Below are 24,089 nucleotides of genomic sequence, written 5' to 3' on the forward strand. Positions count from 1 at the left end.
TAAGCGTTCTGAAACTCAAACCCAGCCACGCGCTGGGTTTTTCTTTTTATCTCCTTTAAATACTCTCAAGAAGTGCAAAGCAGCTCACACTTTGATGGGCATAACCAGTTTGTCCATCTCAATGACCTTAATCTCCTGACCGAAATTCATAAGCCGCATCAATACTTCAAGCACTTGGTTAATTGTCATCGGTTTGGAGAGAAAACTCATGAGGCAAGGCGCACTGTCATTTAAGGAAAAAGTTGCATACGGCATGGGGGACGCGGGCTGCAACATGATTTGGGGCACCATCACGCTGTTCCTGAGCTATTTCTACACCGATGTATTTGGGCTCGCGCCCGCGCTGGTCGGCGTGATGCTGCTATCGATTCGCGTCATCGACGCCGTGAGCGACCCGATTATGGGCGCCATTGCCGACCGCACCCAAACCCGCTGGGGCCGCTTCCGCCCTTACCTGCTCTGGGTTTCCGTACCTTTCGCGCTGTTCAGCATCCTGATGTTTTCCACGCCTGACTGGAGCTACACCAACAAAGTTATCTACGCCTTCGTGACCTATTTCCTGATGTCACTGACCTACACCGCCATCAACATTCCCTACTGCTCGCTCGGCGGCGTGATTACCGCCGATCCCAAAGAGCGCGTCTCCTGCCAGTCTTATCGCTTCTTTATGGTGGGCATCGCCACGCTGATTCTCTCCTCTTCTTTATTACCGATGGCGCAGTGGTTTGGCGGCGCGGATAAAGCAAAAGGCTATCAGCTGTCGATTGCCGTGATGGCGGTGATTGCGCTGGCGATGTTCCTGTTCTGTTTCAGCTCGGTAAAAGAGCGAATTCACCCCGCCGTGCCGACTAAACGCGCGCTGAAAAGCGATCTCAAAGACGTGTGGAAAAACGACCAGTGGGTGCGAATTTTGCTGCTGACTTTCTGCAACGTCTGCCCCGGCTTCATTCGCATGGCGGCCACGATGTATTACGTGACGTGGGTAATGGAAAAATCGACCTCTTTTGCCAGCCTGTTTATTAGCCTCGGCGTGGTCGGCATGATGATTGGCAGCGCGCTGGCAAAGCCGCTGACCGACCGATTCTGCAAGCTGAAAGTCTTTTTCTGGACCAACATCATTCTCACCGTCTTCTCCTGCGGCTTCTATTTCCTGAATCCACACTTTACGGCGCTGATTTTGGTGGCCTACTTCTTGCTCAACATCCTGCATCAGCTCCCTTCCCCGCTGCACTGGTCGCTGATGGCCGATGTCGACGACTACGGCGAATGGAAAACGGGCAAACGCAGCACCGGCATCAGCTTCTCGGGTAATTTATTCTTTTTGAAATGCGGATTGGCCGTGGCGGGCGCAATGGTCGGCTTTTTACTGTCGGTTTATGGCTATCAGGCAGGGGCCACATCACAGACTGGACAGGCACTTAACGGTATCGTGCTGTTATTCACCGTGATCCCGGGTGTCGGTTATCTGATTACCGCGGGCGTGGTCAAGCTGTTGAAAGTTGATCGCGAAATGATGAAAAAGATTCAGGCAGATTTAGAACTTCGTCGTCGCAACTTCAAGGATCTGTCGAACGATTACCCTGCAGCTACACAGGGTGCAGCCGAATTACCGGTCTTTGTTAGCAAGGAACCCAAACATGAGTAAAACCGTTTACCCGAATCCGTTTATCAGCCAGCGCGCTGACCCGCATATCTGGCGGCATTCCGACGGCCACTACTATTTCATCGCCTCCGTGCCGGAATACGATCGCCTTGAAATTCGTCGCGCCGCGACCCTTGAAGGCTTGGCCGAGGTGAGGCCGCGCGTGGTCTGGCGCAAACACAGCGGCGGGCCGATGAGCGCACTGATTTGGGCGCCCGAGCTGCATTATATCAATGGCAACTGGTACATCTATTTTGCCGCCGCGCCGTCCGATAAAATCGTCAAAGGCTTGTTTCAGCATCGAATGTTTGTGCTTGAGTGTTCCGATGCCGACCCGCTTTCTGGAAAATGGCAGGAGAAAGGCCGCATCGCCACGCCGCTCGACAGCTTCTCGCTCGACGGCACGCACTTCGCTCACAACGGCAAAAATTATTATCTCTGGGCGCAGAAAGATCCGGCGATTGAAGGCAATTCAAACCTTTATCTGGCCGAAATGAGCAATCCGTGGACCTTAAAATCTGCCCCGGTGATGATCAGTAAACCCGAATTTGCGTGGGAAAAAGTTGGCTTCGCGGTTAACGAAGGTCCGGCGGTGATCAACGGTTACGACAAGATTTTCGTCACCTATTCTGCCAGTGCGACCGACGAAAACTACTGCATGGGCATGCTGTGGGCCGACATTGAAGGCGATATTACCGACCCGGCGCAGTGGCAGAAATCGCCAACGCCGGTGTTTAAAACCCAGGCCGATAACCGGCAGTTCGGGCCGGGCCACAACAGCTTTACCCAGAATGAGAAAGGGGAAGACGTGCTGGTGTATCACGCTCGTAATTACACCGAAATTCAAGGGGATCCGCTGTATGACCCGAATCGTCATACGCGGTTAAAAGTGATCGACTGGGACGACGATGGCGTGCCGGTGTTTGGAGAACCGCCGGCCGACAATCATTGAGGTTGGTACTCTACCCCGTAAATCGTGATTAAAGCAGCGTGCCGTAAATCGTCAGGAACGCGACCACAATCAGAATAATGATGGTGACTTTGCGTGCCATCGACACCGCCGAGCGCGGGGTCTGTACCGGATCAAGGTGCGGATCGCGCGCCAGCGAAAACTGCGCCAGACGCGTTAACACCTGATATTGCGGCGTATGCAGGTCGCCCAAAGAGGCAAACCACGCCGGCAGCGCTTTTTCGCCGTGACCGATCAGCGCGTAGGCCACGCCCGCCAGACGCACGGGGATCCAGTCGAGAATATGCAGCAGATTATCTACCCCTGACTGGCTGCGTTTCAACGGCGCCGTATTGCGCGCCAACCAGCTCTGATAGCCACGCAACGCTGCGTATCCGCCCAGCGCAATGGGTCCGTAAGGCCCGCAAACCACAAACCAGAACAGCGGCGCAAGATAGTAGCGGAAGTTAATCCAGATCAGCGCGTTTTGCAGCTCGCGCAGTCGCATCGCCTCGGTACAATCCACCGGCAGCCCGTGAATCAACGCTAGCTCTTCGGCCATTTCGGAGCAGGCCATCGCGTCGCCCTGCCGCGCAGCTTTCAAATAAGCACGATAATGTGTACGTTTCAGCCCCGCGCCGATACACAGCAGGCACACCAGCACCCACACCACCAGCGACGGAATGCCATAAAACACGCCGTGAACCAGCCGCAACACGGCCCAGATTACCGCCATCCACACGATGACAATCGCCAGCGTTTTGGTCAACGACGCCGCGCGACCACGACGGAAAATCACCTCGAAACGGTGGTCGAGTTGCCAATGTTCACCCAATTTGAATAAACGTTCCCAGGCTAATACCAGTAGCAAAGTAAATAACGTCATGAACGGGGACTCTCTTTTGGTGATTCACTCGGGCCTGTTTTTCGCCGTCGAGACGAGGGCAACGAGACGGGTTTAAGGCATCGACTGTTCTACATCATTACCTTTTAAACCATTAAGGTAGCGTGACCAATCGAAGTGCGGACCAGGGTCGGTTTTCCGCCCGGGGGCAATATCGCTGTGACCGGTAATGTGCTGCGTATTTACAGGATAGTGCCTTAGTATCAAATCGCTAACCTTAAGTAAACTCTGATATTGCGCCTCGGTAAACGGCTCTAAGTCGGTCCCTTCAAGCTCGATGCCGATAGAGAAGTCATTGCAGCGCTCTCGGCCCTGCCAGCTCGACACCCCAGCATGCCAAGCTCGTTTATCAAAAGGCACGTATTGCACAATTTCACCGTCGCGACGAATCAGGCAGTGCGCCGCCACGCGAAGCTGATGGATTTGCTCGAAAAAGGGATCATCAAGAGGATTGAGCGTGCCGGTAAACAGCTGATCGATATAAGGTCCGCCAAATTTTCCGGGCGGCAGGCTGATATTGTGGATAACCAGCAACGAAGGCTTTTCATCGTCTGGACGATTATCGCAATGCGGAGAGATCACCTGCCGCGCGTCTGTGATCCAACCTTGTTCTACCTGCATTAATGACCTCGATGCGCCGTAAATATGGTACTTGCAATGGCAAAAGGGTAGCATGTTTTTTTTATAATCCACCCGCCATTTCGGAGTTTTGTATGCCCACTCGCAGCTACAGCATGGAAAGTCGCCGCGCCGAGTTACTCGACCGTATTCAACATGATATTCCCCTTTCCGTGGCGCAGGCCCTGCGTGAAGACTTGGGTGGCGAAGTGGATGCCAATCGAGATTTAACCGCGCAGCTGCTTCCTGCCGACAAACTGGCCCACGGCACCGTTTTGACCCGCGAAGCTGGCGTGTTCTGCGGCGAAGCCTGGGTCAATGAAGTGTTCCAGCAACTCGGACAAGGTAAAGTCAAAATTCAATGGCGGGTCAAAGATGGCGACGTGCTAGTCGAAAACCAGCCGCTGTTTGATATCACCGGCCCTGCGCGCCTGCTGCTGACCGGCGAAAGAACCGCGCTGAATTTCGTGCAAACGCTGTCGGGCGTGGCCACCGTGGTCAACCGCTACGTCAAACTGCTCGAAGGCACCAAAACGCGCCTGCTCGACACCCGTAAAACCTTGCCCGGCCTGCGCACTGCGCTGAAATACGCCGTGCTGTGCGGCGGCGGCAGCAATCATCGTCTTGGGCTGGCCGATGCCTTCCTGATTAAGGAAAACCACATTATTGCCTGCGGCACCATCAAGGCTGCCGTCGAACGCGCGCTGTGGATCCACGCCGATGTGCCGGTTGAAGTCGAGGTAGAAAATATTGTCGAGCTTGAGGCCGCGCTCGACGCCGGTGCCGATATCATCATGCTGGATAATTTCACCCTCGAGATGATGCGCGAAAGCGTGGCTATCACCGCAGGTCGCGCGCTGCTAGAGATTTCAGGCAACGTCACCGATTACACGCTGCGTGAATTCGCCGAAACCGGCGTCGATTTTATCTCCGTTGGCGCGCTGACCAAGCACGTTCGCGCACTCGATTTGTCGATGCGCTTTCGCTGATCCCTGACCCTTCTCCCCTGCTTAACGGCGGGGGATTTGCGAGCTCTATTCCACTTTTTTGTCGTCTTCTGTCTTCTCCCCCATTCTCTTTGCGCGACGTCGCGGGCGCTGATTTTTTGTCGCTGGTGCCGGTTCTGGCTGCTGGGTAGTTTGAGTCATCTTTTAGCTACTCTCTCAACCCCCTCACGCACTGGAGAACATCATGCAACACTTTTTCTTGGCTCGTTTCCTCTCATCACACTTTTTCTCATTACCTGTCATTTTGCCTCAAGAGCGCGCTCCGACGGATTACCAACGCGGATTCTCGTTAATTGAGCTGATGGTGGTCATCGGCATCATTGGCATTCTCAGCGGCATCGGCATTCCGGCCTATCAGTCTTACACCCAGAAAGCCGCCCTGACCGACATGCTGCAAACCATGGTGCCGTATAAAACTGCCAGCGAACTTTGCAGCATCGATTTAGGCGAACTGGCGAGCTGCAATAACGGTGTCTCCAATATTCCCCTCAGCAAGGCTTCACGCTACGTCAGCGACGTTTTGGTACAGGCCGGAATCATTACCCTTTCGGGTCAACAAGCGTTAAACGGCCTCAAAGTCGTCATGACTCCGGTCATTAACAGCACCGACGGCAGCATCGACTGGACACGCCAATGTACCCACGCGGGCAATCAGGGCCTTGTCGATTCCTGCAAGCAAATCTTCCATTTCACTGACGCCGGTGCCCGCCAATGAATACGGATAATGACACGCTAAAAGCCACGCTGGCGCAGCAGTGCCAGCATTTTGGCGCGGTGTTTATTAGTATCGAAAACGATAATTTACGCGTCGCCTGTCATCAGCAAAGTACCGATACTCCCGCGCTGCTGGCCGCGCTGCGCTTTACCTGCGCGCTGAAAGTCTTTGTAGAATATTGGCCGCAAACGCGGATAGAGCGCGCGTTAAGTCAGATTGAAACGCCGTTGACAGAAAGCGGCGCGACAGGCCAAAACGAAGATTACGACCTCGACGAAAACAGCAAGATTCCGGTGGTGCAGTTTCTCAATCAAACGCTAAAGCTGGCGATTCAACGCCGCGCGTCTGACGTTCATTTCGAACCTTTCGAGCAGCTGTTACGGGTTCGGCTGCGCATCGACGGCGTCTTGCAGGAGATAACGCCGCCCGACTTTTCACTCGCTGCCAGCGTGATTGCCCGACTGAAAATCATGGGCCAACTTAACGTTGCGGAGCATCGCCTGCCGCAGGACGGGCAAATGGCGGTGGCTTGTGACAGGCAGCGCTATTCGCTGCGCATCTCGTCGCTGCCGGTGCTGTACGGCGAAAAAATTGTGCTGCGGATCCTCGACAGAACGCAGCAGGAGCTGTCGATGGCGCAGCTGGGCTTTTCTGCAATCGAACAGCAACAATACTTTTCGGCGCTCGAAAAACCGCAGGGGCTGATTTTAGTGACGGGGCCGACGGGGAGCGGCAAAACCGTCACGCTTTATACCGGCCTGCGCCATCTTAATACCGTTGGCCGCAATATTTGCAGCGTGGAAGATCCGGTCGAAATTCCGGTGCGCGGCATTAATCAAACTCAGGTTAACAGCAAGACCTCGCTCGATTTCGCCCGCGTGCTGCGATCGCTGTTAAGGCAAGATCCCGACGTCATCATGATTGGTGAAATCCGCGATGCCGAGACCGCCGAAATCGCGGTGAAGGCCTCGCAAACGGGCCATCTGGTGCTTTCAACCTTGCATACCAACTCAACGACGGAAACGCTGGTCAGGCTGGCGCAGATGGGTATCGAAGGCTATCAGATTGCCGCCAGCCTGCGGCTGGTGATTGCGCAAAGGCTGGTGCGAAAGCTCTGCCCGCACTGTAAATCGTTCGAGCGAGCGCTGATAAAAACCCCTGAAGAGGCCTCGCCGCGCCCGATTGATGCGTGGCAGGCAACGGGCTGCGCGCACTGCTTTTCGGGTTATTACGGGCGGGTCGGCATTTACGAGATGCTCGAAAACAGTCCAAAGCTGCAACAGGCACTGGTCAAAGGTGCCGATTCGCAGAGGCTGGCGGAAATTGCTACCACGCAAAGCCAGCAAACGCTGTTTGCTTCGGGCATTGCGCTGGTGGAGCAAGGCGTGACTTCTCTTGCCGAGCTTTATCGGGTGATAGGAGAAGGAGCGACCCGTGAGCCTGTATCTGTTTAAGTGGCAGGCGGTCGACGAGCCGGGCACCTTGCACTGTGGCGAAAGCCTGTCGACGCAGCCGCAGGAGATTTTGAATCAGCTGGTGCAAAGCGGGCTTCAGCCGATCGTAATAAAAAAATCGCTCAAACTGCGCGACGGTTTTTGGAAAAACCGAGAGCGCATCGGGTTTATTCGCCAACTGGCGACTCTGCTGCAAACCGGCCTGCCGTTGACGCTAAGCCTGAATCTGCTGGCAAGCGATCATCCCATCGCCGCCTGGTGCTGCGTGCTTGGCGAGATGGTGAAAAAGGTCAACGAAGGGCAGCCGCTTTCTAGCGTGATGCGCCATTATCCCGCCGTTTTTCCGCCGATTTATTCACAGGTGATTGCCATCGGCGAATTAACGGGCCAGCTCGACAGCTGCTGTCTTCAGCTCGCCGTACAGCAGGAGCAGGTCATGCTGCTCCAGAAACGGGTAAAGAAGGCGTTGCGTTACCCGCTGATTGTAATGTGTATTGCCACCGGTATTACGCTGCTGATGTTGACCATGGTGCTGCCGGAATTCGCCAAAATCTACGCCTCCTTTGATGCCGAACTGCCTTGGTTTACCCGCGTATTAATCACGGGTTCGGAGGGCATCGTGCGTTTCGGACCCGCTTTTGCGATGCTGGCGGCGGCGGCAGGCTGGCTCTATGTTCATTATCTGCATCCGCAGGAAAAATGGCGATGGCGCGAGCAAAGCCTGCTATTAAGGCTGCCGCTGGTAAAGAAACTGATTGGCTACGGCTGTCTCTGTCAGCTGTTTCAAACGCTGGTTTTGACCCAGCACGCGGGCATGACGCTGAGCGACGGGCTACAGGCTGCCGAATCGTCGATAGGAAATTTGCATTATAAACGCGCCGTCGGAGAGCTTAATCATTGCCTGACGCGGGGAATTCCATTGCACAAGGCACTGACGGAATCGCCGCTGTTCCCGCCATTGTGTCGGCAGTTGGTCAGGATTGGCGAGGAGTCCGGGTCACTCGATTCATTGCTGGAAAAGCTGGCGCACTGGCACGCCGAGCAGGCGAACGAGCTGGCCGACGGAATGGCGCAGAAAATCGAACCCTTGATGATGCTGTTTATGGGCGTCGTAGTGGGAGGCTTGGTGATTGCGATGTATCTGCCCATCTTTAATCTGGGCGCGGCAATGAACTGAGAGATTATATTTATATCAAAAAGTTACTTTCTCTATTGAGCCATTGAACCGCAGGATCCCTCCACTAAACGGGCCTGCGGTTCAATTATCATTAACGAGAGATTACTTGCCGAACAGGCGGTTTTCCTGCTCTGCCACTCGAATAAAGGTGGTGCGTTTGGTTAGCTCTTTTAAACGTTCCGCGCCTACATAGGTGCAGGCAGAACGCAGGCCACCCAAAATATCGCGCACCGTTTCATCGACCGGACCTCGCAGCGGCAGCTTGACCGTTTTGCCTTCCGCCGCGCGATATTTCGCGACGCCGCCGACGTGGCGTTTCATCGCCGACTCGGAGCTCATGCCGTAAAACAGCATAAATTTCTCGCCCTGCTCTTCCACGATCGTGCCTTCACATTCGTCGTGCGCCGCGAGCATACCGCCGAGCATCACGAAATCTGCGCCGCCGCCAAACGCTTTCGCCACGTCGCCGGGCACCGCGCAGCCGCCGTCGCTGACGATTTGTCCACCAAGGCCGTGCGCCGCATCGGCACATTCAATGACGGCTGACAACTGCGGATAGCCCACGCCAGTTTTTACCCGCGTGGTGCAGACGGAACCTGGACCGATGCCGACTTTAACAATATCGGCACCCGATAGAATCAGCTCTTCGACCATTTCGCCCGTCACCACGTTGCCCGCACAGATAACTTTGTCGGGACAGGCTTCGCGCATGCGCACCAGAAACGAGACAAAATGCTCGGAATAGCCGTTTGCCACATCGAGACAGATAAATTTCAGCAGCGGCGAAAGCGAGAGGATTTTCAGCGTCTTGTGGAAATCGTCTTCGGAGGTGCCGGTTGAGACCATTACGTTCTGCAAGACTTTTTCACTGCTCAGCGCAATGAATGCCTGCCACTGTTCCACGCTGTAATGTTTATGCACCGCAGTCAGCAAGCCGAAAGAGGCAAGCGCTTCAGCCATGCTAAACGTGCCGACCGTGTCCATATTGGCGGCAATAATCGGCGTGCCGGACCAGCTGTGGCCAGAGTGTTTAAAGGTGAATGTACGTTCGAGTTCAACTTCTGAACGGCTCTTGAGGGTAGAGCGCTTTGGACGAATGAGGACGTCTTTAAAACCTAACTTTAAATCTTCTTCAATACGCATGATATGTCCTGGTTTGGGCTAGAAACCCGCCATTTACGCCGGCAGGCAAAAGTCGATTTGCACCTTTTCCAGTGGTTTAATCATACTCGTGAATCGCCATACGGCAAGGGGCGGTTTTGCATGACGCTTCACAGTTCGCCATTTTGGCTAGGGGAATTTCTCAAAAATTAAAATATTCAAAACATCGGGAAATAGAGAGGGAACGCGGCTTGCACTTACTGCCGATCTCTTTATCATTTACGTTATCGAACATTGTAGAGTAGAAGCATGACTTATATTGTTGCACTCACCGGCGGGATAGGAAGCGGCAAAACCACCGTCTCCAACGCGTTTGCACGGCTGGGTGTTACGCTGGTCGATGCCGACGTTATTGCCCGTCAGGTGGTCGAGCCTGCGACACCGGCTCTCAATGCCTTGGCCGAAAAATTTGGTCAACAAATCCTGCAACAGGACGGTTCTTTGAATCGTCCTCGCCTGCGTGAAATTATTTTCAGCGACGGCGCTGCCAAGCAGTGGGTCAATCAGCTTCTTCATCCCGTGATTCAGGCCGAAACGCAGCGTTTGATTAACAACGCGACCACGCCGTACGTGCTTTGGGTCGTGCCGCTGCTCATCGAAAATGGATTGCAGAGCGAGGCGAATCGGGTACTCGTCATTGACGTCAACCACGACGTTCAGCTCGCACGAACAGTCAGCCGCGATGGCGTTAGTCGTCAGCAGGCAGAAAACATAATCGCTGCACAGGTCCCGCGCCAGCAAAGGCTGGAGTGTGCGGACGACATTATTGATAACAACGGTGGTCCCGAGACGATCGAGCCGCGTGTTGCTTCATTACATAGCCGCTATCTGCAATTAGCGGCTTCAGCGACCCGACAGGATATTAACAAGAATGAGTGATGTGGTTTCTACCGTTCTCTTTGAACATCCTTTAAATGAAAAGATGCGCACCTGGTTGCGTATCGAATTTCTATTAGAGCAGCTCTATGCCAATGCGCAGCTGAGCGCCATTGCGCCCGCCCTGACCTTTTTCCGCACCGTTTCCGATTTGCTGGACGTGCTGGAGCGCGGCGAAGTTCGTACCGATCTGTTGAAAGAGCTTGAGCGCCAACAGCAAAAACTGCTGCTGTGGGCCGATGTCCCGGGTGTGGATATGGCGCGCATTCACGAGCTGCGTGCCGAGTTGAAAGAGACGGGTGCCGTGCTGATGAGCGCGCCGAGAATGGGTCAGGCGCTGAAAGAAGATCGCCTGATTGCGCTGGTTAAACAGCGGTTGAGCATTCCGGGCGGTTGTTGCAGTTTCGACCTGCCTACTCTGCACATTTGGCTGCATATGCCGCAGTCACTGCGCGATAACGACGTGCAAAAGTGGCTGTCATCGCTGACGCCGTTGCACAATGCACTGACCAGCGTGCTGGATTTGATTCGTCAGTCTGGGCCTTTCCGCAACCAGATAAGCCTCAACGGTTTCTTTCAGGACAACGCGGAAGATGCCGACCTGCTGCGTTTGCGCCTCTCCCTCGAGCATCAGCTTTACCCGCAAGTGTCAGGCCACAAGACGCGTTACGCCATTCGCTTCCTGCCTTTGGACAGCGAAAAAGGCCAGGTGCCGGCCCGACTTAATTTTGAACTTGCCTGCTGCTAGGAGCTGAACATGAGTAACGACGTTATTAAAGTAAACTGCCCAACCTGTGGCAAAACCGTAGTTTGGGGTGAGCAAAGCCCTTACCGCCCTTTCTGCTGCAAACGTTGTCAGCTGATTGACCTCGGCGAATGGGCCGACGAAGAGAAACGTATTCCGAGTAAAGGGGATATCAACGATCTCGACGACTGGAGTGAAGAAGAGCTCAAATAGTTGTTTAACATGATCAATAAAAACGTGATCAATAGTTACATGATCAATAAGAACGTGATCAATAATTTTAATTAAATTAGCGAAGTCAAAAAGGGCAGGAACCTGCCCTTTATTATTTTTGGATTGGTTTAAAAGTAATTATTCAATGCAGGAGAAATAACTGCAAAATCATGCTTTGCCTTTGGAAATGGTTTTAAAAAAAGCTATTTTTTTCGTTGTATTAACTAAGCCTGTGAATCAGCTCTAAAAGCACCTTCAAACCTTTCGAATGCATCATTAAACTCTTGTGGATATCTACCTGTAACCAACTTATCCGCGCCGCGTATGTCATCCTTTATTTCGCGAATTTTTGCTAAAACCACCTCTTTTTCAGGTTGTGTACCTAGATCATGTAATTTTCCAAAAAGTTTAGTTCTGGCAAACAAGCAACTTTCATCTTTTATTTTTAAGTCATGAACAGCATTTGTAAAATCCAGGACGGTTTTGATGAGGTAACCGTTTTTAATAACAGGCTTAACAACGTCTGAAGAATGGTTAATGGTGGCATCTGAAGAGTGGTTGACGGTGGCATAAGTCGTTGAAGCAGTTTGCACGAATTGCTCTGCAATCAGCATTTTAGGCTGCTTGTTGATCTGCGCGTAGATAGGTTCGCGAGCAATGTATGCTTTCAACTCCTTAACCTGGTTAAGATTGATGCGGGTATGATTCTTATCACCATATAACCCATTTACCAACGGAGCCATTGGCGCTTGTGATTTCATCGCCGCTTTGGCGTTATTAACGCCTTTGATATTCCCAAACATCTTTCCTACATTTTTGCTTATCGTATGAAAAACTCTTTGCAGGGGAATTAAACTTCTCGAAAATAATACATTACCGACAGACATACTTTACCTCCTTTTATAAAGCATTCCTCTCAGCATAACTTTTAATTTAATTTAGCCTGCTACTCAGCAAATTAAAAATATATTATAACAACGGTTATGCTGCACTAGATGTTTACTCTATTGGTATAAACAGAGTGCAGCGATAATACAATGATTGCCTAGCCTCGTCATTTAAATAAGGCTTCGTTAAAAAACTTAACTCATGTTAATTAACGTGTATTAGTAATAACACCCATTAACATTTTATTAGATTTTACCTGCAAGCAATAATAATATAATTTCGGCATTCGCAGGCGGGAAATCACTTTCTTTAAGCGCGGATTGGGCAACCCAGCGTTTCGGCTGACCCTCTTTGCCGTAAGGTTCACCATTCCAGCTTTCGACCAGAAAGAAATGCAGGTTCACAATCCGATCCGGAAAAGTATGTTGCAGCGTGCGGACTGCCACGGGATCGCGCGTATCGATGCCCACTTCTTCCTGTAATTCACGAATCAACGCTTGGGCCGCCGTTTCACCACTTTCAATCTTGCCGCCCGGAAACTCCCAGAAACCGGCCATGTGCGATGAGGCATCGCGCTGGGTAATAAAAATCTCATGGTTTGTGTTACGAATAATCCCCACCGAGATATTCAATTGTTTCAACGTCACAGTCACTACCTCAACCCTCTTCCGAAGGCGCTTCAAAATGGATATTTTATCATTGATGCCGTAAAAAAAAGGGCGGTGATTAGCCGCCCTCTTCTATTTATTGCTTACTCAAGCACGTTAAACAGAAGGATTAGTTCTGCAGACGTCCGTGGCACTGTTTGTATTTCTTGCCGGATCCACAAGGGCACGGATCGTTGCGGCCAACTTTACGATCGGCGGCGGCAGAAGAAGAATTACCAGTAGTAGAGAGCTCGTCTTCAAGCGACGCCACGTGGCTCAGCTGTTGCTGCTGTGCCAGACGTTCGGCTTCTTCACGACGCTGCTCTTCCATCGCTTCCACTTCTTCCGGCATACGAACCTGAACCTTGCTCAGTACGCTAACGACTTCATACTTAAGGGATTCCAGCATCGCAGCGAACATGGCGAAGGATTCACGCTTGTATTCCTGCTTCGGATCTTTCTGCGCATAACCACGCAGGTGAATACCCTGACGCAGATAATCCATCGCGGCAAGGTGCTCTTTCCAGAGGGAATCAAGCGTTTGCAGCATCACGCCTTTCTCGAAGTTGCGCATCATCTCGAGGCCAACGACTTCTTCCTTAAGGGTGTAAGCTTCTTTGGCGTTTTGCAGAATGCGCTCGCGCAGCGTCTCTTCATGCAGCTCGGGTTCTTTGTCCAGCCACTCTCTGATCGGCATTTCCAGCTCGAAATCGTTTTTCAGGCGCTGTTCCAGACCTTCTACATCCCACATCTCTTCAAGAGACTGCGGCGGGATGAAGCTGTCGATGGTGCTCTTGAACACGTCTTCGCGAATGCTGGCGATGGTTTCGCTCACGTCCGTTACGTCCAGCAGTTCGTTACGCTGGGTGTAAATCGCGCGGCGCTGATCGTTTGCCACGTCATCGTATTCCAGCAGCTGCTTACGCATGTCGTAGTTACGGCTTTCAACTTTACGCTGTGCGTTGGCAATCGCCTTGGTCACCCACGGGTGCTCAATGGCTTCGCCCGGCTTCATGCCCAGCTTGCGCATCATGCCGGTCACGCGGTCGGAGGCGAAGATACGCATTAATGGATCTTCCATCGACAGGTAGAAGCGGGATGAACCGGCATCACCCTGACGACCGGCACGGCCGCGCAGCTGGTTATCGATACGGCGCGATTCGTGACGTTCGGTGCCGATGATGTGCAGACCGCCGGAAGCCAGCACGGCTTCGTGACGCACGTTCCAAGCTTCTTTGATGCTGGCGATTTGCTCTGGCGTCACTTCTTCGCCAAGATTTTCGATCTCAACCTGCCAGCTGCCGCCGAGCACGATATCCGTACCACGACCCGCCATGTTGGTTGCAATGGTCACGCGGCTCGGCTGGCCGGCCTGCGCAACGATATCTGCCTCTTTGGCGTGGAACTTGGCGTTCAGAACGCTGTGTTCGATACCGGCTTTGGTCAGCTCGTGAGAGACCACTTCAGACTTCTCGATTGACGCGGTACCGACCAGAATTGGCTGGCCGTTGGCGCTACGCTCTTTGATGTCTTCAATGATCGCGCCGATTTTTTCCATCTCGGTCATGTAGACCAGGTCTGGCAAATCTTTACGCTGCATTGGGCGGTTGGTTGGCACCACGATGGTATCCAGCTTGTAGATAGCGCTGAATTCGAAGGCTTCGGTATCCGCAGTACCGGTCATGCCGGCCAGTTTTTCATACAGACGGAAGTAGTTCTGGAAGGTGATGGAAGCCAGCGTCTGGTTTTCGTTTTGAATATCCACGCGCTCTTTGGCTTCAACGGCCTGATGCAGACCGTCGGACCAGCGACGACCCTGCATGGTACGGCCGGTGTGTTCGTCGACGATAATCACTTCGCCGTCTTTCACGATGTAATCAACGTCACGGGTGAAGAGCACGTGGGCGCGCAGTGCGGCGGTCACGTGGTGCATCAGCATGATGTTGCTCGGCGAGTAGAGTGATTCGCCCTCTTCCATGATGCCCGCGTCGGCCATCATCTCTTCGATGAGGATCAGACCGCGTTCGGTCAGGTGAACCTGACGCGCTTTTTCGTCGACGGAGAAGTGACCTTCACCCTGGAAGGTGTCGGAATCTTCTTTTTCCTGACGGATCAGTTTAGGGATCAGCTTGTCGACGCGGATATACATCTCGGAGCTGTCTTCGGCAGGACCAGAGATGATAAGCGGCGTACGCGCTTCATCGATAAGAATGGAGTCAACCTCATCCACCAGCGCGTAATGCAGTTTACGCTGCACGCGCTCTTCGATGCTGAACGCCATGTTGTCGCGCAGATAGTCGAAGCCGTATTCGTTGTTGGTGCCGTAAGTGATGTCTGCCGCGTAGGCCGCACGTTTTTCCGGTGCAGGCATGTTTGGCAGGTTAATACCGACGGTCAGGCCAAGGAACTCGAACAGTGGGCGGTTGTTTTCGGCATCGCGCTGGGCCAGATAGTCATTCACGGTAACCACGTGAACGCCTTTGCCGCTCAGGGCATTCAGGTAGGCGGGCAGCGTTGCGGTAAGGGTTTTACCTTCACCGGTACGCATTTCCGCGATACAGCGTTCGTTCAGCACCATACCACCGAGCAGCTGTACGTCGAAGTGACGCATGCCGAACACGCGCTTACTTGATTCGCGGACCACGGCAAAGGCTTCTGGGATCAGCGATTCAAGAACCTCACCTTTCGCCAGACGCGCGCGAAACTCGTCGGTTTTAGCGCGCAGCTGTTCGTCGGACATCGCCTGAACTTCAGGCTCCAGACGGTTTACCTGATCGACTACTTTGCGCATGCGGCGCAGGGTACGGTCATTACGACTACCAAAAACTTTGGTTAAAATTTTGCTTAACATGATTCTTGATTTCTCTCTGAGCCACTCGTGGCGGCCACTATTTATAGGTACTTATTGATCTTGCCGGCGCATAATTGTGCTTGTGCCATGCTTAACAAAAGAGACCAACGAAAAGAAACGATCATCGGATTATTGAAACCCAATAGATTTCTCGCGCAGACGTAATACGTTGATTTACCGAATAATAATAAAAGGAAATCGACGCGACTATAGCGAGAAAGAGGAAGGGCTTGCAGCGGGTCCGGCGCGGATGCCAAGCGTATTGGCAAGCCAGAGTTTGGGTTGATGCTTATCGGAAGCCGAGAGCCGCAACTGGCGCGGGTCGCGGACGATAATAGGTGAACGTGTTTCATGCGTTAGCAGCGAATTCAGCGTAACCAGCAGCGCAAGCTGTTGTACGTGAAGAGGTTCAACCTCGGCTAAATCGTTATCCTGGCTGACAACGTTATAGGTGACAACCTGAGGCGACAGCGCAAAAGAAAGGTGACGGATGACCGTGCGCAGTGCATGCTGCTGCCAATAGTCGACGCCAAATGAAGCGCGGCGATGGGCCTGAAGCCAGACCAGATTGGTCAGCCCGCGACTGCCGATATTTAAACGGTTCAGACTTGAGGAGGTATTGGTTACACTGGACAGCTCGGTTTGTGAAAGATTCGTCGACACGCCGAAGCTCGCCGCGACCATCCCCAACAGGAGATGCGGCCAAAAATACTTTCTGCCAAATTGTCGCCAACGATTTAGAATACCAATCACAAGTTTTACAATCCGCCGGAGCCCGTCAATGCGTAACAGCCGCCCACAATTATTAGATATCCTGTTCGATGACGCTACAGCCGCGGGACAAAGCCCTTTACGGGTAGTTCAACAGCGCGCGGCCGCGTTACTCAAGCTCGATCGCACGGTTAAAAGTCTGTTACCTACTCAAATGCAACCGTGGTGCCGAGTCGGTAATTATCGCCAGGGTGTTTTGGTGCTAGAGATAGCAAATGCCAGCTGGATGATGCGCTTACGTTATGAACAACCGGCGCTTCTCTCTGCACTTCGAGCGCAAATACTACCATCATTGTCTTCGATCGACATCAGGATTAATCCTTCGCTCATGGCAAAAAGTGAAAACTTATCGCAGAAAAACGAAAATTATTATCGCATGGACGAGAAGACGGGAGAATCAAAGGGTCCGTTACCGCCGGTAAGGCAATTAAGCAGACAAAGTGCGGATGAACTACGACAACTGGCGAGCCGAAGCCCGGAAAAACTCAGAAAAGCATTAGAACGACTGGCTGAAATGGCCGGAGAGGGTGCCAAGACAACCAGTCGTAATAAGTAATATCAGTACCGATTTACGCGAATACGGCAGAAGGCGCTTTGAAGGCCAATGGCACTTCGGCTTCATCCTGGAAGGTAACAAATTCCCAGGCTTCCTGCTTCGCCAACACGGCTTGCAGCAACTTGTTGTTCAGCGCGTGGCCTGACTTATAGGTGCTTACAGCGCCAATAATGTTGTAGCCACACATGAACAGGTCACCGATGCCGTCCAGCATTTTGTGACGAACGAATTCATCTTCAAAACGCAGACCGTCTTCATTAAGCACGCGGTAATCATCTACCACAATCGCGCAATCAAAGCTGCCACCCAGGCACAAACCGCGTGACTGCAAATACTCGATATCACGTACGAATCCGAAAGTACGGGCTCTGCTAATCTGGCGAACAAAAGATTCAGCCGAGAACTCGAGCTGATAGCGCTTGGTGTCGCCTTCAATTGCCGGGTGGTTGAAGTCGATAGTCCAGTCCAGGAAGAAACCGTTATAAGGTTTCATCTCAGCCCATTTATCGCCATCTTCAACGCGAACCGTTTCCTTGATGCGAACAAACTTTTTAGCGCTGTTCAGAAGCTCAATGCCAGCATCCATCAACAGATAGACGAATGGCGCGGCGCTGCCGTCCATAATCGGCACTTCGGGCGCGTCGACTTCGATAATGATGTTATCAATGCCAAGGCCAGCCAGTGCCGCATTAAGGTGTTCAACCGTAGAAATACGTACGTCATGCTCATTAACCAGGCAAGTACAGAGCATGGTATCACGCACGGATTTTGCATCTGCCGGGAAATCTACCGGTGGATTCAAGTCAGTGCGACGATAGATGACCCCGGTGTTAGCCGGTGCAGGTCGCAAGGTCAAGGTGACTTTCTTACCGGTATGTAAACCGACACCCGTCGCCTGAACGATACGTTTTAATGTACGTTGTTTGATCATCGTTTTTATCTCGCAATGTTATCCATCCAACCGACCTAAGGATACCTTATGATCGGCGGGACAGTTTAGCACAAAGAGCGGAGATACCCAAATTCAGACAATTCGCTGAAATTAGTCTGCCTGCTTGCGCAGGAACGCCGGGATATCCAGATAATCAGGCTCTTTGCTGGATTGCGTGCTTGGCTCGTTGACCACTTTGGCGGCTGGCTTGGTTTCCTGCGGCAGCGGCGACATGCCGTGCTGCTGGTAACGATGGTCCATAACCGGCTGGCTGGCAGGCTTGTTGGTCACCAGGGTGATTTCTGGACGTTTGTCCATGCCAATACCGGTTGCTACCACAGTAACACGCAGTTCGTCGTTCATTTCCGGGTCAAGGGAAGTACCGATTACCACGGTGGCGTTGTCAGAGGCGAAAGCACGGATGGTGTTACCCACGGTTTCGAACTCATCAAGACGCAGGTCGAAGCCCGCAGTAATGTTGACCAGCACGCCGCGCGCGCCAGACAGGTCGATATCTTCCAGCAACGGGCTGGAAATCGCCATTTCGGCCGCTTCTTCGGCACGGTCTTCACCGCACGCCACGCCAGAACCCATCATCGCGTAGCCCATTTCAGACATTACGGTGCGCACGTCGGCAAAGTCGACGTTCATCAGGCCCGGACGGGTGATCAGCTCGGCAATACCCTGCACCGCGCCTTTAAGTACGTCATTGGCCGCACCGAAAGCGTCGAGAAGAGAGATACCGCGACCCAGAACTTTAAGCAATTTATCGTTCGGGATGGTGATCAGTGAGTCAACGTGCTTGGACAGCTCGGCGATACCCTGCTCCGCGAAGGCCATGCGCTTCTTGCCTTCGAAATTGAAAGGCTTGGTCACAACGGCGACGGTCAGAATACCTAAATCTTTTGCTACTTCGGCAACAACAGGCGCAGCGCCTGTACCGGTGCCACCACCCATACCTGCCGCGATGAACACCATGTCTGCGCCTTCGAGTGCAACTCGCAGGGCTTCACGGTCTTCTTCGGCGGAGTTGCGACCCACTTCAGGGTTCGCTCCAGCACCCAGACCTTTGGTAATACCGCTACCAATCTGGATTGTCTGGCCTACAGCCGTTTTACGCAACGCCTGAGCGTCGGTGTTAACGGCAAAGAATTCAACGCCTTCGATGCGCTCACGCACCATGTGCTCGACGGCGTTACCACCACCACCACCGACGCCGATGACTTTAATCACCGCGTCGTTGGTCAGTTCCATAGGTTCAAACATAGTTTCTCTCCGTTTTGTGCCTGTCGCTTCGGGATCACCAATACACTCCACTATGATCCCGTTGTTGAAACATTAAAACTCTTTTCTCAGCCAACTGTTGATTCTTTTGAACCAATTGCCCACTGAGGCGCGTTTTTCCACTTCCGCCTCACCACTGAGGTGAGACTCTTTACCATAGTGCAGCAGCCCTACAGCGGTTGAGTAGTAGGGTTCCTGCGCGTAGTCTGTCAGCCCGGTGATGTTCAAAGGTTGACCAATGCGCACCTGGGTATGGAATACCCGTTGCGCACAGGCTGCCAGACCATCAATTTGTGCTGCGCCACCCGTTAATACGATACCGGCGGCCAAATGGTGTTTTACGCCCTGTTGGCGTAACTGTTCCTGCAACTGCAAAATCTCGTCGTTCACCAGGTTCAGCAGTTCGGTGTAACGCGGTTCGATTACCTCTGCGAGCGTCTGACGCTGCAGGCTGCGCGGTGGACGTCCACCCACGCTCGGCACTTCGACGTTTTCGTCTTTGCCGACAATCGACCCTAACGCGCAACCGTGGCGAACCTTGATGGCTTCGGCGTCGGTTGGCGGTGTGCCAAACGCGTACGCGATATCGCTGGTGACCACGTTACCCGCGTACGGGATAACCTTAGTATGGCGCAGTGCGCCGCCAGTATATACGGCAATATCCATAGTACCGCCGCCGATATCAACGACACAAACGCCTAGCTCACGTTCGTCTTCAGTTAATACTGCATAACTTGCGGCCAAGCCCGCAAAAATCAGTTGATCCACTTTTAAACCGCAGCGTTCAACCGCTTTGACGATGTTCTTCGCCATATCATTGTGGCAGGTAATCAGGTGAACTTTTGCCTGCATGCGCACGCCCGAAAGTCCGACCGGATTTTTAATGCCTTCCTGATAATCGATGGCGTATTCCTGAGGAATAACGTGCAACACTCGATGCTCGTCACGAACGCGTACCGATTTAGCGGTATGCACCACGTTTTCTACATCTTCCTGTGTTACTTCCTCTTCTGAAATAGGAACCATCCCTATTTCATTCTGACAACTGATATGTTTACCAGACAGCGCCAGGTAAACAGAGGAAATTTGGCAGTCCGCCATTAACTCGGCCTGATCAATCGCACGCTGAACGCATTTTACGACTGATTCGAGGTCATTCACCCCGCCCTTGTCCATGCCCCGTGAAGGACAGCTTCCCACACCGATAATATTGACCATGCCATCGGGCAGAACTTCCCCTACCAGTGCAGCTACCTTTGCCGTACCGATCTCCAGCCCAACTACCAGTTTTCTGTCCGTCGACTTGATCATTGTTGTTTAGCCTGTGCCTGATTCTGCTTGTTGTTTTGCTGAATGTTGTTTTGCTGAACATTGCCCTGCTGACCGGCTTTTTGTCCATCGCCGCCATCTTGTTCAATAAACGCCGGGGCCCAACCTGCAGCCGCACCGCTTTCATAACGCAAATCAACATAGCTGATACGTTTATTGTCAGCATCCGCCTGCTGTTTCAGTCGCGGATAAAGGTCGATAAAGCGTTGAAGACGACCATTACGATCGTCTCTTCCCAAATCGATACGGGTGTCGTCGTCCAGCGTAATCTGCCAGGAATGACGCGCCGTCATCGACACGGACTTCACCGTAAACTTGCCTACCGACGAAGCGGCGGCAAGCTGCTGACTCATAGTCTGATAACCCTGCAAAACGTCCTGTTCACTGCCTTCCGGTCCGTATAGCAGCGGCATCTTCTGTTTCACGACCCGCTCGGCCGGAATGCTGAACGCCTTACCCTCGGCATCCATCATGTGCAGATCGTTCCAGTGCGCCACCGGCACATATTCCACCAGATGGATCTTTAATTCGTTCGGCCACTGCTTGCGCACGCTGACCTGCTTGATCCACGGCAGACGTTCGATCTGCTGCTGAATGACGTTTACGTCCTGCGTCATAAAGGTGCCGGGCTCGCCCAGCGACAAAATGGCCTGACGAATGTCGTCATTGCTGGTGTAGTGACGATCGCCGGTCACCACCAGTTCTGATAGCGGCGTGCGTTTGGCGTCGTCCATCCAGCTCAGTACCGCCCAGGCACTCCAGCCGATAGTGGCCAGCACCATCAGCAGGAACAGCATGCCTGCCAGCTGGCCGCCGTTACTGCGTCGGCCTTGGCTTTCGGCCTTCGTCGCGCGTTCGCGTGCATTTAGGGCAGCTTGAGACATATCAGTCGGCGAGCTCCAGAATGCGGGCCACCAGCTGCGGGAAACTCAGTCCCGCCTGTTTGGCCGCCATCGGCACCAAACTATGGCTGGTCATGCCCGGTGATGTATTGACTTCAAGCAAATTGAAGCGACCTTCGCCGTCCTGCATGACATCGACACGTCCCCAGCCGCTGCAATCCAGCGCGCGGTAGGCTTGCAATGCCAGCTCGGCCAGTTCCTGCTCCTGAGAAGCATCGAGACCGCTCGGGCAAAAATACTGCGTCTCGTCAGAGATATATTTCGCCTGATAATCGTAGAAGATGCCCGCTGGCTGAATGCGAATCGACGGCATCACCTGCGAACCAATAATCGCGACGGTGAATTCCGAACCGCTCAACCATTTCTCAATCAGCAGGTTGTCGTCGTGACGAAATGCCTCTTCCAGCGCAGGCAGCAGCTCTTCGGGCTTACTCACCTTGCTCATGCCGACGCTGGAACCTTCGCGGCTCGGCTTGACTATCAGAGGCAGACCCAAGGCGTCGATGCTCGCGCGCAGTGCGCCCTGCCCTGCTTCCCCAAGCTGCTTTTTATTTAATGCTACAAACGGCGCCACCGGCAGACCCAGCGATTGCCACACCAGCTTGGTGCGGAATTTGTCCATGGTCAGCGCAGAGGCCATCACGCCGCTGCCGGTATAAGGCAGCTCGAGGTGCTCAAGAACGCCTTGCAGCGTGCCATCTTCCCCGCCGCGACCGTGCAGCGCGATAAAGACTTTGTCGTAACCTTCGTCTTTGAGACGGGTCACGGAAAACGTTTTGGTATCAACCCCGTGGGCGTCGATCCCGGCTTCGCGCAGGCCCGCCAGAACGGCAGCGCCCGACTGTAATGACACGTCGCGTTCGGCAGAAGTCCCGCCAAACAGCACCGCCACTTTATTGCTTTTATTCGGCATAGTGTTCGAAATAGTATTAGACATAGTGCTCATCTTCCTTCTTGACCGCCTGCAACTTTTGTTCGGCCAGTTTGCGAGCCACCTTGCCAATATTTCCCGCGCCCTGAACCAGAATCAGGTCGTTGGCGTCGAGGATAGGGGCCAGAATGCCCGGCACCGCGTCGATATCTGAGACCAGAATCGGGTCCAGCTTGCCGCGTGCGCGAATAGTGCGACACAGCGAACGGCTGTCTGCGCCCGGAATCGGCGTTTCGCCCGCGGCATAGACGTCGAGCATTACCAGCAAATCGACCTGTGACAGCACGTTGGCGAAATCTTCATACAGGTCGCGAGTACGCGTGTAACGGTGCGGCTGGAAGACCATCACCAGACGCTTGTCTTCCCAACCGGCGCGCGCGGCTTTGATAGTCGCGTCAACTTCGGTCGGATGATGACCGTAATCGTCGACCAGCATCGCGCTGCCGCTTTTGCCATTCACGTTCTCCAGCGGATATTCGCCGAGGAAATCGAAACGGCGACCCGTGCCCTGGAAACCGGCCAGCGCGGTCAGAATCGCGTCATCACTGATGTTTTCGTCTGTCGCCACGGCAATGGCGGCCGCTGCGTTCAATGCGTTATGACGGCCCGGCGAGTTCAGCATCACCTCGATTGGCGTTTTGTCCTGACGACGCACGGTAAAGTGACCCTGCGCGCCAACCTGACGATAGTCTTCGATAAAGACGTCGGCATCTTCGCTGAAACCGTAAGTCGTCACGTGACGGCCTACGCGCGGCAAAAGCTCGCGAATCACCGGATCGTCGATACACATCACCGCACGGCCATAAAACGGCAGGTTGTGCAGGAAGTTAATAAAGGTCTGCTTGAGGATCTCGAAGTCACCCTGATAGGTGTCCATGTGATCCGCTTCGATGTTGGTCACGATAGCGACCATCGGCTGCAAATGCAGGAACGAGGCGTCGCTTTCGTCGGCTTCGGCAATCAGAAAACGGCTCGAACCCAGACGCGCGTGAGTACCTGCCGCTTTCACCAAACCGCCATTGACGAAGGTGGGATCGAGTCCGGCCTCGGCGTAAATGCTGGTCACCATCGCGGTCGTCGTGGTTTTACCGTGCGTTCCGGCGACGGCAATACCGTGGCGGAAACGCATCAGCTCGGCCAGCATTTCGGCACGGCGAATCACGGGAATACGCGCTTCTCTTGCTGCAATCAGCTCCGGGTTATCGGCAGCGATTGCCGTAGAGACCACCACCACACTCGCATCCAGCACGTTTTCGGGACGATGATTGAAATAGATCGTCGCGCCCAGCGCAGAGAGCTGCTGAGTCACCGGATTCGGCGCCAGATCGGAACCACTAATTTGATAGCCTTCATTGGCCAACACTTCGGCGATACCACCCATGCCGGCACCACCGATGCCAACAAAGTGTATGTGCCGGACGCGATGCATCTCGGGCACGAAGGTACGCAGTTTCGCCAATTGTTGTGTATTCACGTTTCTCTTAAACCTTTTCATTTAATGGACCGAACACGGAAAACCGCGTTCAGTGCTGCATCTA

23 protein-coding genes are annotated in these 24,089 nt (G+C 53.3%); 10 read left to right on the plus strand and 13 right to left on the minus strand.

What is annotated here, in order from left to right:
• Positions 1-208: 208 nt before the first annotated feature.
• Together SC206_RS16900 and SC206_RS16905 are read left to right on the plus strand one after the other, a co-directional pair.
• On the plus strand, positions 209-1,645 hold the full coding sequence (locus SC206_RS16900) for an MFS transporter (protein ID WP_332738923.1): 1,437 nt from the start codon (positions 209-211) through the stop codon (positions 1,643-1,645).
• On the plus strand, positions 1,638-2,594 hold the full coding sequence (locus SC206_RS16905) for a glycoside hydrolase family 43 protein (protein ID WP_332738925.1): 957 nt from the start codon (positions 1,638-1,640) through the stop codon (positions 2,592-2,594). Before SC206_RS16900 ends, SC206_RS16905 begins: the two co-directional genes overlap by 8 nt.
• A gap of 28 nt (positions 2,595-2,622) precedes the next feature.
• Here the strand turns inward: SC206_RS16905 and ampE are convergent, their stop codons facing one another.
• Together ampE and ampD are read right to left on the minus strand one after the other, a co-directional pair.
• The gene (gene ampE / locus SC206_RS16910) at positions 2,623-3,477 is read right to left on the minus strand and encodes a beta-lactamase regulator AmpE (RefSeq protein ID WP_332738927.1); all 855 of its coding nucleotides are present in this window, start codon (positions 3,475-3,477) and stop codon (positions 2,623-2,625) included.
• 72 nt (positions 3,478-3,549) lie between these two features.
• Complete coding sequence (ampD, locus tag SC206_RS16915; protein ID WP_332738929.1) at positions 3,550-4,116, minus strand: 1,6-anhydro-N-acetylmuramyl-L-alanine amidase AmpD; 567 nt, start codon at positions 4,114-4,116, stop codon at positions 3,550-3,552.
• 92 nt (positions 4,117-4,208) lie between these two features.
• On the opposite strand from ampD, the gene nadC reads away from it, so the two are divergent.
• The 4 genes from nadC (at position 4,209) to hofC (ending at position 8,466) form a co-directional block, all read left to right on the plus strand.
• Positions 4,209-5,102 (plus strand): carboxylating nicotinate-nucleotide diphosphorylase, encoded by an 894-nt coding sequence (gene nadC / locus SC206_RS16920; protein WP_332738932.1) that lies wholly within the window; start codon positions 4,209-4,211, stop codon positions 5,100-5,102.
• A 202-nt stretch (positions 5,103-5,304) separates the two neighbouring features.
• On the plus strand, positions 5,305-5,835 hold the full coding sequence (ppdD, locus tag SC206_RS16925; RefSeq protein ID WP_332738933.1) for a prepilin peptidase-dependent pilin: 531 nt from the start codon (positions 5,305-5,307) through the stop codon (positions 5,833-5,835).
• A complete protein-coding gene (gspE, locus tag SC206_RS16930) occupies positions 5,832-7,289 on the plus strand; it encodes a type II secretion system protein GspE (protein ID WP_332738934.1) in 1,458 nt (485 codons plus the stop codon). The genes ppdD and gspE overlap by 4 nt, the downstream gene beginning before the upstream one ends.
• On the plus strand, positions 7,270-8,466 hold the full coding sequence (gene hofC / locus SC206_RS16935) for a protein transport protein HofC (protein WP_332738935.1): 1,197 nt from the start codon (positions 7,270-7,272) through the stop codon (positions 8,464-8,466). Before gspE ends, hofC begins: the two co-directional genes overlap by 20 nt.
• A gap of 102 nt (positions 8,467-8,568) precedes the next feature.
• Here hofC and SC206_RS16940 read toward each other — a convergent pair whose 3' ends face one another.
• Positions 8,569-9,609, minus strand: a complete 1,041-nt coding sequence (locus tag SC206_RS16940; protein ID WP_332738937.1) for a GMP reductase — start codon at positions 9,607-9,609, stop codon at positions 8,569-8,571.
• A 267-nt stretch (positions 9,610-9,876) separates the two neighbouring features.
• Here SC206_RS16940 and coaE point away from each other — a divergent pair, with 267 nt between their 5' ends.
• The 3 genes from coaE to yacG are packed head-to-tail and all read left to right on the plus strand — an operon-like array spanning position 9,877 to position 11,461.
• Positions 9,877-10,506, plus strand: a complete 630-nt coding sequence (gene coaE / locus SC206_RS16945; protein ID WP_332738939.1) for a dephospho-CoA kinase — start codon at positions 9,877-9,879, stop codon at positions 10,504-10,506.
• On the plus strand, positions 10,499-11,251 hold the full coding sequence (gene zapD, locus SC206_RS16950; RefSeq protein ID WP_332738941.1) for a cell division protein ZapD: 753 nt from the start codon (positions 10,499-10,501) through the stop codon (positions 11,249-11,251). Before coaE ends, zapD begins: the two co-directional genes overlap by 8 nt.
• Before the next feature lie 9 nt (positions 11,252-11,260).
• A complete protein-coding gene (gene yacG, locus SC206_RS16955; RefSeq protein ID WP_332738943.1) occupies positions 11,261-11,461 on the plus strand; it encodes a DNA gyrase inhibitor YacG in 201 nt (66 codons plus the stop codon).
• A gap of 224 nt (positions 11,462-11,685) precedes the next feature.
• Here yacG and SC206_RS16960 read toward each other — a convergent pair whose 3' ends face one another.
• The 4 genes from SC206_RS16960 to secM all read right to left on the minus strand — a co-directional run bounded on the left by SC206_RS16960 (position 11,686) and on the right by secM (position 16,600).
• On the minus strand, positions 11,686-12,348 hold the full coding sequence (locus SC206_RS16960) for a hypothetical protein (protein ID WP_332738945.1): 663 nt from the start codon (positions 12,346-12,348) through the stop codon (positions 11,686-11,688).
• Positions 12,349-12,594: 246 nt separating this feature from the next.
• Positions 12,595-12,990, minus strand: coding sequence for an 8-oxo-dGTP diphosphatase MutT (gene mutT, locus SC206_RS16965; RefSeq protein ID WP_332739176.1), 396 nt, complete (start codon positions 12,988-12,990; stop codon positions 12,595-12,597).
• A gap of 136 nt (positions 12,991-13,126) precedes the next feature.
• Positions 13,127-15,847, minus strand: a complete 2,721-nt coding sequence (secA, locus tag SC206_RS16970; RefSeq protein ID WP_332738947.1) for a preprotein translocase subunit SecA — start codon at positions 15,845-15,847, stop codon at positions 13,127-13,129.
• Between the two features lie 207 nt (positions 15,848-16,054).
• Positions 16,055-16,600 carry a secA translation cis-regulator SecM gene (secM, locus tag SC206_RS16975; RefSeq protein WP_332738949.1) on the minus strand — a complete coding sequence of 182 codons (546 nt, stop codon included), beginning with the start codon at positions 16,598-16,600 and terminating at the stop codon, positions 16,055-16,057.
• A 28-nt stretch (positions 16,601-16,628) separates the two neighbouring features.
• Between secM and SC206_RS16980 the strand changes: the two genes are divergently transcribed.
• The gene (locus SC206_RS16980) at positions 16,629-17,174 is read left to right on the plus strand and encodes a DUF721 domain-containing protein (RefSeq protein WP_332738951.1); all 546 of its coding nucleotides are present in this window, start codon (positions 16,629-16,631) and stop codon (positions 17,172-17,174) included.
• Positions 17,175-17,187: 13 nt separating this feature from the next.
• Here SC206_RS16980 and lpxC read toward each other — a convergent pair whose 3' ends face one another.
• The 6 genes from lpxC to murC form a co-directional block, all read right to left on the minus strand.
• A complete protein-coding gene (gene lpxC, locus SC206_RS16985) occupies positions 17,188-18,105 on the minus strand; it encodes a UDP-3-O-acyl-N-acetylglucosamine deacetylase (protein ID WP_332738952.1) in 918 nt (305 codons plus the stop codon).
• 111 nt (positions 18,106-18,216) lie between these two features.
• The gene (ftsZ, locus tag SC206_RS16990) at positions 18,217-19,371 is read right to left on the minus strand and encodes a cell division protein FtsZ (protein ID WP_332738953.1); all 1,155 of its coding nucleotides are present in this window, start codon (positions 19,369-19,371) and stop codon (positions 18,217-18,219) included.
• A 72-nt stretch (positions 19,372-19,443) separates the two neighbouring features.
• Positions 19,444-20,700, minus strand: a complete 1,257-nt coding sequence (gene ftsA / locus SC206_RS16995) for a cell division protein FtsA (protein ID WP_009634688.1) — start codon at positions 20,698-20,700, stop codon at positions 19,444-19,446.
• Positions 20,697-21,602 (minus strand): cell division protein FtsQ, encoded by a 906-nt coding sequence (gene ftsQ, locus SC206_RS17000; protein ID WP_332738976.1) that lies wholly within the window; start codon positions 21,600-21,602, stop codon positions 20,697-20,699. Before ftsQ ends, ftsA begins: the two co-directional genes overlap by 4 nt.
• Before the next feature lies 1 nt (position 21,603).
• Positions 21,604-22,533 carry a D-alanine--D-alanine ligase gene (locus tag SC206_RS17005; protein WP_332739179.1) on the minus strand — a complete coding sequence of 310 codons (930 nt, stop codon included), beginning with the start codon at positions 22,531-22,533 and terminating at the stop codon, positions 21,604-21,606.
• A 16-nt stretch (positions 22,534-22,549) separates the two neighbouring features.
• Positions 22,550-24,025: a UDP-N-acetylmuramate--L-alanine ligase gene (gene murC, locus SC206_RS17010; RefSeq protein WP_332738978.1), complete on the minus strand. Its 1,476-nt coding sequence runs from the start codon at positions 24,023-24,025 to the stop codon at positions 22,550-22,552.
• Between the last annotated feature and the right edge of the window lie 64 nt (positions 24,026-24,089).

Origin of the sequence: Rouxiella sp. T17 (assembly GCF_036663475.1) — a bacterium.
Lineage (GTDB): Bacteria > Pseudomonadota > Gammaproteobacteria > Enterobacterales > Enterobacteriaceae > Rouxiella.